Origin of the sequence: Streptomyces sp. AJS327 (assembly GCF_013450295.1) — a bacterium.
Lineage (GTDB): Bacteria > Actinomycetota > Actinomycetes > Streptomycetales > Streptomycetaceae > Streptomyces.
Genome location: NZ_SKBR01000003.1, coordinates 415,758 through 428,840, shown reverse-complemented (window position 1 = coordinate 428,840; position 13,083 = coordinate 415,758). Strand labels below are relative to the sequence as shown.

The 13,083-nt window shown below is 75.7% G+C and carries 4 protein-coding genes; all 4 read left to right on the top strand.

Annotation, left to right across the window (positions count from 1 at the left end; genetic code table 11):
- Positions 1–5: 5 nt before the first annotated feature.
- The 4 genes from E0L36_RS19135 to E0L36_RS19120 all read left to right on the top strand — a co-directional run bounded on the left by E0L36_RS19135 (position 6) and on the right by E0L36_RS19120 (position 13,083).
- A complete protein-coding gene (locus E0L36_RS19135) occupies positions 6–842 on the top strand; it encodes an alpha/beta fold hydrolase (protein WP_180930353.1) in 837 nt (278 codons plus the stop codon).
- A gap of 921 nt (positions 843–1,763) precedes the next feature.
- Positions 1,764–9,002 (top strand): SDR family NAD(P)-dependent oxidoreductase, encoded by a 7,239-nt coding sequence (locus E0L36_RS19130; protein WP_308416835.1) that lies wholly within the window; start codon positions 1,764–1,766, stop codon positions 9,000–9,002.
- The gene (locus E0L36_RS19125; RefSeq protein WP_180930352.1) at positions 8,999–12,778 is read left to right on the top strand and encodes a 4'-phosphopantetheinyl transferase superfamily protein; all 3,780 of its coding nucleotides are present in this window, start codon (positions 8,999–9,001) and stop codon (positions 12,776–12,778) included. The genes E0L36_RS19130 and E0L36_RS19125 overlap by 4 nt, the downstream gene beginning before the upstream one ends.
- Complete coding sequence (locus tag E0L36_RS19120) at positions 12,775–13,083, top strand: acyl carrier protein (RefSeq protein ID WP_180930351.1); 309 nt, start codon at positions 12,775–12,777, stop codon at positions 13,081–13,083. Before E0L36_RS19125 ends, E0L36_RS19120 begins: the two co-directional genes overlap by 4 nt.

Here is a 13,083-nt window from a genome sequence, read left to right as displayed (position 1 = left end):
GGGACATGCTCCAGAACCGCGACCCAGCTGAGGATCCGAACCATCCTGTCGACACCGGGAGTTGGGAACACCGCCAGTGGCGGTGGCTCCCGCTCGACGACGGGGTGACGCTGCGCTACACGGTCGCGGGTGACCCGTCGGGCGCCCCGGTGCTCCTCGCGCACGCGCTGGGGAACACCGGGGCGACCTGGGACCGGCTGGCCGCCGCGCTCTGCGCGCGCGGCCGCCGCGTCATCGTCCCCGACCAGCGGGGCCACGGCGGCAGTTCGCAACCCGGCGACTACTCCTTCGGCGCCCTGTACGCGGACCTGACCGCGCTGCTCGACACGGCCGCCCCGCGCGGAGCCGATCTGGTCGGCCACTCGATGGGCGGGCACGTCTGCTGGCTGATCGCCCAGCGCCAACCAGACCGGGTCCGCAGGCTGGTGATCGAGGACACCCCGCCACCGCCGAAGGACACGGCGGCCGAACGCGCGCTGCGCACCGGCCGCCGCCACTCCGCCAACCTCCTCGGTGTGGTACGGGAGTTCGGCGCGCTGCGGGACTCCGGTCAGCTGGACGGCGGTGCCGTCCGCCCGATCATCGACGAGCTGCGGTACGCCGACCCGGGATGGTGGCGTGCGCTGTCCCGAGTCACCGCGGAGACCCTGGTGGTGAGCGGCGGGCTCGACAGCCCGGTGCCGCGCGCGTTGCTGGCCGAGGTGGCCGAACGGGTGCCGTGCGCCCGGCTGCTGGCCATCGACGCGGGCCACTACGTCCACGAGCGGCGGCCCGAACTCTTCGACCCCGCCGTCCTCGCCTTCCTCACCACCCCCACCCCCCGCACCGCACCTCGCTCCTGAGGCCGAGAGGGACGCACCGGGCGACGGCACACCGCACCGCGGGCGCGGCAGCGAACCGGACCACAGGCGCGGCAGCGAACGGACCGTGGGCGGCGGCAGCGAACCGGCCCGGGGCAGCCGCGCTCGCCCGCGCCGCCGTCCCACCGCCTGGCGCCGCAACCACCCGCCGTCAAGCGCGAGTTGACGGTGTCCCCCTCCGGCGGAGTATTCGATCCCACCGCGCCCGGCCATGCCCCGCCCCGGCCCCCTCGGACCCCTCGGGCCTCTCGGACTCGTGCCGGAACCCGCCGCTCCCTCCCCGATCCCCTCCCCGCCCTCCCGCTCGCCCTCCTCCCCACCCCCCCCACCGTGCCGCCCGGCGGCGATATCCCGCGCACCACGGGAAAGCGATCAACGGGAAGAGAGGTGAGCGACCGGAGAACCCGGACGGCCCCTGGTTGACAACCCACGGGAATGACACGGGAAAGCCCGCGAATCCCGGAGAAGACGCCGAGGGAAGCGGCTGGGAAATGGGCCGGGAATGGGAAGGGCGGGAAACGCGCTCCACGTCTCGCGTCTGTTCGATTCTCGTTCCCTCGATCCGGTGATCGGCCCGGCCGTCACCACGGCCCAGGAGAAGCCGTTCCGCTCTCCCGGAGCGGCGCCTCGCCCGCCTCGCCCCGCCCCGCATCGCCGCAGGTGAACGCGGGATGACCGGAGCGCGACCCGGAGTCGGCACACCACCGGAGAACACCGGGAGTCCGGGCGTCAACGCGTTCTGGATCTCGGTACCGGGACGGTCCGTGGACTTTGACTCGGTGGTCGTCGACAAGGACGCTGGCGATCCAGCGAGTCCGTTATCCCAACGGACCGGCGCGATACGCGCCGAAACGCTGTCGCTCGCCGTCGCTCCGCGTCGGAACAGCCCGCTTATGGAGAGTCGTGGAGAACACACCCCGTTTCCGCATCGAGATCGTCGGCGTCACGCCGTTCGCGGAGCCCAACGCGCGACTGGTGTGCGGGGTGACCCGCGCGGGTGGCCTGGGCGTGCTGGACCTCGGCCGCGACCCGGCCCGCGCCGAAGCGGAGCTGGCCGAGGTGTGCCGCCGGGTCCGCGCGCCGTTCGGAGTGCGCGTGCCACCCGGCGCCCCGTGGTCCCCCGAGCGGCTGCCGGAACAGGTGCGCACCGTGCTCCTCGGCCGACCCGACCCCAAGTGGACCGACCCCGCGACCCACGGGCGGCGCACCCTCGTCGAGGTCGTCTCCCTCGACGAGGCCCGGGAGGCGGTGCGGCTCGGCGCGGACACCCTGGTGGTCAGGGGCTGCGAGTCCGGCGGCCGGATCGGCACCGTCGGCGGCTTCGTCCTGCTGCAACAGGTGCTCGCCGCCGACCTGGGGGTGCCGGTCCTCGCGGCCGGGGGCCTGGGCCCGCACACCGCGGCGGCGGCCGTCGCCGGGGGCGCCGACGGCGTCGTGCTGGACAGCCAGCTGGCGCTGGTGGCCGAGTCCGCGCCCCGGCTGCCGGAGGAGGTCGCGGCGGCGGTCCGCGCGATGGACGGCACCGAGACCACCGTCCTCGCCGGGCACCGCGTCTACACCCGCCCCGGTCTCGATCTCGGCCCGTTCACCGACGCCCCGTACGAGACCGTCACCGCCGCCCTGGCCTGCCGTCTCCGTGACGCCCTGCTGCCCGTCGGCCAGGACGGCGCCTTCGCCGCCCCGCTGGCCGACCGCCACCGCACGGCGGGCGGCGTGGTCCAGGCGTTCCAGGCGGCGATCACCACCCAGGTGGAGTCGGCCGTCAGCACCGCCCCGCTGGCACCCGGCTCGGCCTTCGCCCACGCCACGGGCCTCGAACGGCCCCTGCTCCAGGGCCCGATGACCCGAGTCTCCGACCGGGCGGCGTTCGCCCGGTCCGTCGCGGAGGAGGGCGGGCTCCCCTTCCTGGCGCTGGCGCTGCTGGGCGGCGAGGAGACCCACACACTGCTGAGCGAGACCTCCGCCGCCCTCGGCGACCGCCCCTGGGGAGCCGGCATCCTGGGCTTCGCGCCCCGGGAGGTCCGCGAGGCCCAACTCACCGCGATCCGGGAGGTCCGGCCACCGTTCGCGCTGCTCGCCGGGGGCCGCCCGGACCAGGCCGCGGCCCTGGAGCGGTCCGGCACCCGCACCTTCCTGCACGTCCCCACCCCCGGCCTGCTGGACCAGTTCCTGCGCGCCGGAGCGCGCTCCTTCGTGTTCGAGGGCCGGGAGTGCGGGGGCCACGTGGGCCCGCTGGGCAGCTTCCCGCTCTGGGAGGCGCAGCTGACCCGGCTGCTCGACTTCACCGACCAGCCGGGCAACGCCGCCACCGAGCTGCGGATCTGCTTCGCCGGCGGCGTACACGACGCGCGGAGCGCCGCGATGGTGGCGACGCTGGCCGCGCCCCTGGCCGAACGCGGCGCGGCGGTCGGGGTGTTGATGGGGACCGGCTATCTCCTCACCGAGGAGGCGGTGCGGCACGGCGCGATCCGGCCCGGCTACCAGCGCACCGTCCTCGACTGCGACCGCACCACCCTGCTGGAGACCGCCCCCGGACACGCCACCCGCTGCGTGGAGACGCCGTACGTCCGGGAACACGCGGCCGCCGCCCACGCCCACCGGACCGCGGGCACCCCCCGTGAGGCGATGTGGGCCGAGCTGGAGCGTCTCAACCTCGGCAGGCTGCGCCTGGCCGCCAAGGGCCGGCGCCGCGAGGGAGCCGTACTCCGCGAGGTGGACGAGCACACCCAGGCCGAGGAAGGCATGTTCATGGTGGGCGAGGTGGCCGCGCTGCGCCACGAACCCACCACCGTCCGGGAGTTGCACGAGTCGGTCAGCGAGGGCGGCGCCCGGCTGCTGGCGGCCCGGGCGGCGGAGCTGCGCCGCCCGGCCACTCCCACCGAGACGGCCCAGCCACGCGGCGAACGCGCCGAACGCGCCGACACGGACATCGCCATCGTGGGCATGTCCTGCGTCTACCCCGACGCGCCGGACGCCGCGGGCTTCTGGGCCAACATCCTGGCGGGAACCGACGCCGTGCGGGAGGTCGACCCGGGCCGCTGGGACCCGCGGATCTACCACCGGCCGCACGCGGACGGCGAGTCCGGGGCGGAGACCACCGTCTCCAAATGGGGCGGCTTCCTCCCCCCGGTGCCCTTCGACCCCCTGCGGTACGGCCTGCCGCCCGCCGCGCTGGGCCAGATCGACCCCGCCCAGCTCCTCGCGCTGCGCTGCGCCGAGGAGACCCTGGCCGACGCGGGCTACACACACCGCCCGTTCTCCCGCGAACGCACCTCGGTGATCTTCGGCGCCGAGCACGGCAGCGATCTGGCCGGGGCCCAGGCACTGCGTATGACGCTCCCCTCGTACCTCGGTGAACTCCCGCCCGAGCTGGCGTCCGTGCTCCCGGGGCTCACCGGGGACTCCTTCGCCGGGGTGCTGTCCAACGTGATCGCCGGGCGGATCGCCAACCGGCTCGACTTCGGCGGGGTGAACTTCACCGTCGAGGCGGCCTGCGCCTCCTCCTTCGCCGCGCTCGACGCGGCCCGTAAGGAACTCCTCTCGCACACCAGCGACCTGGTGCTGTGCGGCGCTGTCGACCTGCACAACGGCGCCAAGGACTACCTGCTGTTCTCCTCCGTCGGCGCGCTCTCGCCCACCGGCCGCTGCCGCTCCTTCGACGCCGGGGCGGACGGCATCGCGCTGGGCGAGGGGGTGGCCTGCCTGGCCCTCAAACGCCTCGCCGACGCCGAACGGGACGGCGACCGGATCTACGCCGTGGTGCGGGGCGTCGGCGGGTCGAGCGACGGCCGCTCCCTGGGCCTGACCGCGCCGCGCCCCGAGGGCCAGCGGCGGGCGCTGCGCCGCGCCTACGAACAGGCCGGTCTGCCCATCTCCCGGCTCGGCCTGATCGAGGCGCACGGCACGGGCACCGTGGTCGGCGACCGTACCGAACTCGACGTCCTCACCGAGCTGTGCGACGAGGAGGGCGCGGCGGCTGGCTCGGTCACGCTCGGTTCGGTCAAGTCGATGATCGGGCACACCAAGTGCGCGGCCGGTATGGCCGGGTTGATCAAGGCGACCCGCGCGATCTACTCCGGGGTGCTGCCTCCGACGGCGCAGCTGAGGCGCCCCAACCCGGCGTGGTCCGCCGATACCAGCCCGTTCCGCTTCGACACCCGTCCCCGTCCGTGGCTGGAGCGTCCCGCCGAACGACACGCGGGCGTCAGCGCGTTCGGCTTCGGCGGCACCAACTTCCATGTGGTGGTCTCCGGTTACGACGGCGCGCCGGAACCCACGGCCGCCGCCGACCAGTGGCCGGCCGAGCTGTTCTGCCTGCGCGGCGCCGACCGGGCGGAGGCGCTGCGGCGTGCCGGGGAACTGGCCGCGCTGCTGGAGGAGAACGACCGGGCCGGGCGCCCCTGGCGGCTCCGCGACCTCGCCCGGACGGTCAGCACCGCGTGGGCCCCCGAACTCCCCGTCCGGCTGGCGCTGGTCGCCTCCGATCTCGACGAACTCGGTGACCGGCTGCACAGCGCCCGCACGCTGCCGGACGACCCGGCAGGCGGCGTGTACGCCGCCGGGCCACCGGAGGAGCCCGCCACACCGGCCGACCCCACGGCCCCGGACGCTCCGGGGGCCACGAACACGCCGGATACCCCGAGCACGCCGCACGCCCCGAATACCCCGAACACTCCGGGAGCACCGGACGCTCCGGGGAAGGTGGCGTTCCTCTTCCCCGGGCAGGGGAGCCAGCGGCCGGGCATGCTGACCGACCTCTTCGTCACCTTCCCCGCGCTGCGGGAGCTGCTGCCCCCCGGCTCCCCCTGGGCCGAGTTCCTGTTCCCCCCGGCCACGTTCGACCAGGAGCGGCGGTCGGCCCAGCGGGCCGCGATCACCGACACCCGGGTGGCTCAGCCGGTGCTGGGGGTGGCCGGACTGGCGGTCCACCGCCTGCTGGGGCGGCTCGGCGTCGTCCCCGACCTCGTGGGCGGGCACAGCTACGGCGAGCTGGTGGCGCTGTCGGCCGCGGGCGCGTTCGGGGCGGAGGAGCTGCTGCGCCTCTCCCAGGTCCGGGCCGAGGCGGTGCTGGAGGCGGCGGGCGCGGAACCGGGCGCCATGCTCGCGGTCACGGCCACGCCGGAGGAGGTCACCGCGCTCCTCGGCGCGGCGCATCCGGATGTCGTGCTGGCCAACCACAACGCCCCCCGGCAGACGGTCCTCGCCGGACCGGCCGGGGCCCTGGCCTCAGCGGCCGAGCCCCTGCGGCGAGCCGGACTCCCGGTCGCCGAGGTGCCGGTGGCCTGCGCCTTCCACAGCCCCACGGTGGCCGGGGCGCGCGCGCCCCTGGCGTCGGCCCTGGAGGCGACCGAGATCGCCCCGCCCCGGGTCCCCGTCTGGTCGAACACCGACGCCCGCCCCTATCCCCACGACCCCGGTGGCATCCGGGCCACGCTCACCGAACAGGTCGCCCGGCCCGTCCGGTTCGCCGAGCAGATCGAGGCGATGTACCGCGACGGGGCGCGGATCTTCGTGGAGGCGGGCCCCGGCCGGACCCTCACCGGGCTGGTCGGCGCGGTGCTGGGCGATCGGCCACACACCGCGGTCAGTTGCGACGTTCCGGGCGAGCCCGGTCTGAACACCGTGCTGCACAGCCTCGCCCGGCTCGCCGTGGCCGGGGTCCCGCTCGACTGTGCGGCGCTGTTCGAGGGCCGCGACGCGGTCACGGTCACCGCGGGGGCGGCGCCGCCGCCCGTCCGGTGGACCGTCGACGGACAGCTGGTGCGCGACGCGAGCGGCAGGCCGGTCCCCGGCGGGCTGCTCCCCGCCACCGAGCACGCCGTGACGCTCGGCGGCCACCCGGCGGCGGAGGGAGGACAGCCAGGGCCCCGGGAGGCCGCGCTCGTCGAGTACCTCCGGGGCACCAGGGAACTCGTCACCGCCCAACGGGACGTGCTCATGTCCTACCTGGGTGCGGCGCCTTCCCCGGCGGCCGGTTCGCCCGCCGGGCCGCCGGAGCCGACGGCACACCCGCCCGTCGTGGCGACCACCGTCCGGGCCACGCTGCCCGAGCAGGCGGGACCGCCCGAGGGGCCCCCGTCCGGCGTCGGCGGCTCCCCGCGGCCCGCCCCCATGGAAAGCCAGGGCGCCGCGCTCTCCGCCGAGGAGGCCGCGGAGCGGGTGCTGGGCATCGTGAGCGAACGCACGGGCTATCCCCGGGAGTTGCTCGGCTCCGACATCGACCTGGAGGCCGACCTCTCCATCGACTCCATCAAGCGCACCGAGATCGTCGGGGAACTCGCCCAGCGGCTGCGGCTGTCGGGAGACGACACCGATCTGGAGGAGCTGTCCCGCCTCAAGACGGTGCGGTCGATCGCGGAGTGGTGCGCCGCGGCGACCGGTGCCGCCCCTCCCACCGCCGACCCCGCCCCCGTACCGGTCCCGGCGCCCGGCGGCGCCCCGGGCCCCCGTTCCGGCCACCCGGCCGCGCCCGCCTCCGGCTTCGGCCCCACGTCCGGCCCGCCGGCGGGCTCCCTCCCCGAACACGACCCCACGACACCCCCACACCGCACGCCACCGGACCACGTCACCGGCCCCGTCCCCTCCAGCAGCCCCGACCACCCGGCGGACTCCGACCACCGCGCGGACTCCGGTCCGAGGCCGTCGGTCAGCGTCCCACCACGGCGGTTCCTGCTTCAGGAGACCCCGCTGGACCCGCCCGCCACGGCGCCTGACCAGGCGGCGCTGCACGGCGCCCGGTGTGTGGTCGTGGACGACTCCCTGGAGGTCGGCCGGGCGCTGGCCGACGGGCTGGAGGCCCTGGGCGCCTCCGCCGTCCGGATCGCCCCCGCCACCTCCCTGGACGCCTGGACGGGCGGCGGCGCGGACACCCTGGTCTACCTGGCCGCGCTCACCCCGGGCGAACCCGCGCTCCCCAGGGCGTACGCCCCGCTCCGCTCCGCGCTGCTGGCCGGATACCGCCGGGTCCTGGTGGTCACCGGCCTCGGTGGACGACACGGCCGGACCACCGGCGGCGCCGAACTCCTCTCCGGCGTCGGCCTCGCCGGAGCCGTCCGCACCATGGCCCGCGAATACCCCGACACCGCCGTCCGGTTGGTGGACGTCGACCCGAAGACGGCCCCCGGCACGCTCGCCCGCTGGCTGCTCGCCGAACTCGGCGCGCCGGACGGCCCACCGGTCGTCGGCTACCCGGACGGCACACGCACCGCCTGGTCCCCGGTGGCGGTGGAGCCGGTACACGAGACGGTGGAGCCGACCGAGGCGGCCGCGGCGCTGGGGCTGTCGCCGGAGTCCGTGGTGCTGCTGACCGGCGGGGCGCGCGGGATCACCGGCCGGGTCGCCGTCGAGCTGGCCCGGGCCTCCGGCTGCCACCTGGAGCTGGCCGGGCGGACACCCCCGCCGGCGGCGGCCGAGGACCCCCGCACCACGGACGCCCCCGACGAGGTCGCCCTCCGTCGGCTGCTGGCCGCGGACGGCGGCCGCACCCCCGTCGAACTCGACGCGGAGGTACGGCGGTTGCTCGCCGAACGGGAGGTCCGCGCGGTCCTGCGGGAGCTGTCCACCCTCTCCGCCGGGGTGCGCTACCACGCGGTCGACGTCCGCCGCGCGGACGAGGTCACGGAGCTGGTCCGGGACGTCCACCGCCACCACGGCCGGATCGACGGGGTGGTGCACGGCGCCGGAGCCGTGGAGGACCGGCTGATCCGCGACAAGGCGCCGGAGTCCTTCGCGCGGGTCTACTCCGCCAAGGTCGACGGGGCACGGGCGCTCGCCGAGGCGGTGGCGCCGCACCGTCCCCGCTTCCTCGCCATGTTCGGCTCGGTCTCCGGGGTGTTCGGCAACCCCGGGCAGGTCGACTACGCCGCCGCGAACGACGCGCTGGACGCCCTGGCCCACCTGTGGAGCGGCCACCTCCCAGGCCGCGTGGTCACGGTGGACTGGGGTCCCTGGGCCGCCCGTTCAGGCGGCATGGTCACCCCGGCCCTCGAACAGCGCTACGCGGCCGGTGGGGTCGGACTCATCCAGCCCGACGACGGAGTGCGCTGTCTGCTGGGGGAGTTGGCGTACGGCTCGGGCGCCCAGGTGATGTACCTGTGCGGCGCGGCCGAGGCGTTCACCGGCGAGCCGGAGACCCGGTCATGAGCGGCGTCCCCACCGCCGAGCACCCGGCTCCGCCCACGCCGACGGTGACCGTGACGCCACCGGCCGAGGGCGTCCTGCTGCTGACCGGCGACGGCCCGGCCGAACTCCTCAGCCAGCTCGACCGGGTGGTGGAGGGCCTTCCCCCGGGCCCGCTGCCCAGCTCCGGTCCGTTCCGGCTCGCCGTGGTCGCCGCCTCCCCGAGAAAGTTCGCGCTGGCCCGCCGCGTGGTCGAGGCGGGGCGCGCCTGGCGCGGTCGGCACGACGTCTGGTTCCACCCCGCGCCGCCGGGTGGTCCGGTGGCGGTCGTCTTCCCCGGTCTGGAACCGGACTTCACGCCCCAGGTGACGGACATCGCGGCGCACTTCCGCCTCGCCCCGCCCCAACTTCCGGATGGCGACCAGCTCTTCGACCGCGCGCTGACCGCCCTCACGGTCGGGCGGCTGCTGCACACGGCACTGCGGCAGCTGGACGTCGTGCCGGACGCGCTCGCCGGGCACAGCGTCGGGGAGTGGACGGCGATGGTCGCCGCCGGAATGTATCCCGAGCGGGTCACCCAGCGTCCCGAGCTGTTCGGCCCGGACGTCTTCCGCTTCGCCGACACCCAGTTCCTGGCCGTCGGCTGCGGCGCCGAACAGGCCGCGGCGGCGCTGTCCGGGCTCGACGAGATCGTCATCTCCCACGACAACTGTCCACACCAGGCGGTCCTCTGCGGCCGTGCGGAGAGCGTGGCGGTGGCCGGGCACCGCCTGGAGCGGACGGGCGTGCCGTGCCGGACGATGCCTTTCCGCTCGGGGTACCACACCCCCATGCTCGCGCCGCTGCTGGCGCCGTTCCGGAAGCTGGTGCGGGAACTGCCCCTGCGGCGCCCCGAAGTCCCGGTGTGGTCGGCCACCACCGTCGAGCCGTATCCCGAATCCCTGTCGCGCGTCCGGGAGTTGATGGTGCGGCACCTGATCGAGCCGGTGCGCTTCCGGCAACTGGTCGACCGTATGTACGCCTCGGGGATCAGGAGCTTCGTGGAGGCGGGGCCGGGCAGCCTGTCGGGCTTCATCGGAGACACGCTGCGCGAACGGGACCACCTCGCCGTGACCGCCAACAGCCCGCGCAGGACCGGGCTCGGGCAACTCCTGCGGGTGGCCGCCGCGCTCTGGGTGGAAGGGCACACTCCGCGCTTCGACCTGCTGCCCGCCCCCGACACCGGTGCCCTCCCCTCACCGGCTCAGGCCACCACCACGTCCACCACCCCCGCGACCGGCTCCTCCACCCCTCCGTCCACCGATCCGTCGCCCAGCACCGCCGCCCCCACGGCGCCCCCGCTCCCGCCCTTCCCGCCCCCGCCGTCCACACCGCCGTCCCCTCCGCCCTCCCTCGCCACACTGTCCGTGCCGCCCGCCCCACCCTCGCCGTCCGCGCCCCCCGGCCCGGCGACCGGCGGCGGTTCCGGGTCCGCCGGAGACGGAACCGTCAAGCGTCGTTCCCCCGGACACGAAACCGCGGGACACGAAACCGCCGGGCACGGGTCCGCCGGAGACGGACCGTCCGGGCCCGGGACCGGCGGGCGGGCGACCACCCCGCACGGGGCAGCCGGGTCCGTCACGTCCGCCCAACCCCCGGGCCCGCCAATCGAGTTCACCGGATCTCCGGAACCCGGCCAGCCCCGGTCCCGCCCCCACCCGACCACCGGGTCCTCCGAACCCGGGCGCCCCCTCGCCGCCCCCACCGGACTCACTGGACCGGCCGGACTCACCGAGCACATCCGGCACATCGACCCCACCGAACCTGGGCGGCCCGGGACGGCACGGTCCAACTCCGGGCAGCCCCGGTCCGCGCGAGCCGAAACCCCGCATCCCGGCATCGCGCCTCCCGGCATCGAGCACCCCGACGTCGCGCACCAAGGAACCGCGCACGCCGGAACCGGCCACCCGCCCGGCCAACCCCCGGGCGGGGACTCCGAGTTCGGACGGGCCCGGCGGGGGCCGTCCTGGTCCGAGCGGCGCGGCCAGGCCGACCGACCCGGGCCCGTGCGGCGCACCTCCCCCGCGACGGAGTACGACAACGCGACGGAGTACGACGTCGGGGCGGAGGGCGACACCGGGGCGGACGGCACCCCGGATGAAGGCCATCCGGTACTCCGCGCCTTCTCCGCCGTACTGGCCGAAGCGACCGCCGGAGCCGAGGACGTCGTCACCGCCTGGCGCGCCCGCCCACCGGCCACCGGAGGCGAACCGCCCGCCGGGGAGCGGCGGTCCACGGTTCCGGCGCCGTCCCACCGCACCCGCCGGGAGTTCTCCCTCCGGCTCATGCCCGAACTGCTCGACCACTGCTGGGTGCGCCAGTCCGCGGACTGGCCGGACGCGTCCGACCGCTTCCCCGTCGTCCCCATGACCGCCCTGTTCGAGGTGATGGCGGACGCCGCCCGTGCGGTGGCACCGGGCCGCGTCGTCACCGGACTTGAGGACGTCCGGGCGACCCGCTTCCTCACCGTCGCCCCGCCGAGCCAGGTCACCGTCACGGCGACGCCGCTGCCCGACGGCCGGGTGAGGGTGGTGCTGGACGGCTACGCCCGGGGCACCGTGCTGCTCGCCGACGGCCACCCGGCACCGCCGCCACCGTCCGGTGAAGCCCTCACCGCCCGGCGTCCCTCGCCCGTCTCGGCCGCCGGGCTCTACGCCGAGCGCCTGATGTTCCACGGCCCGGCGTACCGTGGCGTGCGCCGCCTGGAGGACCTCGCGGACGACGGCGTCACCGGCGTGCTGGAGGCGCTGCCCGCCCCGGGCAGCCTGCTGGACGGCGCCGGTCAGCTCCTGGGCTACTGGGCGATGGCCACCCAGCCGCGCGACCGGGTGTCGGTGCCCGCGCGCGTCCGGGAGGTGGCCTACTTCGGCCCGCACCCCCGGCCCGGGACGCGCCTCTCCTGTGTCGTGCGGGTCCGGGAGATCGGCGCCCGTTCCCTCCTCGCCGACCTCGAACTCACCGGTCCGGACGGGCGGTTGTGGTGCCGGATCACCGGCTGGGGCAACCAGCGCCTCCCGGACGACGAAGTCCTCTGGCGGAACGGCCTGTTCCCCGAACGGGAGCCGCTGGCCGAACAGCAGCCCGGCGACTGGTTCCTGGCTCGCGAGCGCTGGCGGGACACCCTCTCCACCGACATGGCCACCCGCCGCTACCTGCCGGCGGGCGAACGAGACGCCCTGCTCGCCGGTCCGGCACGGGCACGCCGGGCGCGGTTCCTGGGCCGGGTCGCGGTGAAGGACGCCGTGCGGCGCTGGCTGTGGGACCGCGGGCACGGGCCGGTGTTCCCCGCCGAGATCCGGGTCGGCAACGACCGGTCGGGACGGCCGTGGGTGACCGTGCCACACGGCGAAGCCCCCACGGTGTCCCTCGCGCACACCGGGACGCTGGCGGTGGCCGCCGCCCGCCCACCGGGTACCGCGGTCGGCATCGACGTGGAGCGGGTCACCGAACGCCCCCGGGGCCTGGAGGGCACGGCCACCACCCCGCCCGAACGGGCGCTGCTCGACCGGCTCGACACGGATCGGCGCACCGCGTTCACCCGTTTCTGGGCCGCCAAGGAGGCCGTCGCGAAGGCCCAGGGCACCGGACTGCGCGGCGCCCCACGGCAGTTCACCGTCGTGGCGACCGAGGAGGACGGGCTGCTGCTGGTACGCGCCACCGCCAGCGGCCTCGTCCACCGGGTGTGGACGACGCTCCTCACCCACGACGGCGGGGACTACGCGGTGGCGTGGACGGAGCACGAGGAAGGGAAGGCACCGTGACACAGCGATCGGTCGTGGACGAGCGATCCGCCGGGGTACTCGCCGTGGTGGTCGAGGAGTTGACCGCCCTGCTCGGGCCGGAGCAGTCGGCCCTCCTGGACATCGGTATGGACACCTCGGTCAGCGAGGACCTGGCGCTGGAGAGCGTCGACGTGGTGGCGCTCGTCGCCAGCCTCCGTGAGCGGTACGGGCAACGGGTGGACTTCGCCGGGTACTTCGCGGCGCTCGACCTCGACCAGCTCATCGAACTGACCGTCGGCGACCTGGTGGGCGTCGTCGTCCGCACGGTGGACGAGGACGCCTGA

Bases quoted from the DNA above. Each gene is read 5' to 3' on its own strand.
- E0L36_RS19135 (WP_180930353.1), top strand. From the start codon at position 6: ATGCTCCAGAACCGCGACCCAGCTGAGGATCCGAACCATCCTGTCGAC.
- E0L36_RS19125 (WP_180930352.1), top strand. From the start codon at position 8,999: ATGAGCGGCGTCCCCACCGCCGAGCACCCGGCTCCGCCCACGCCGACG.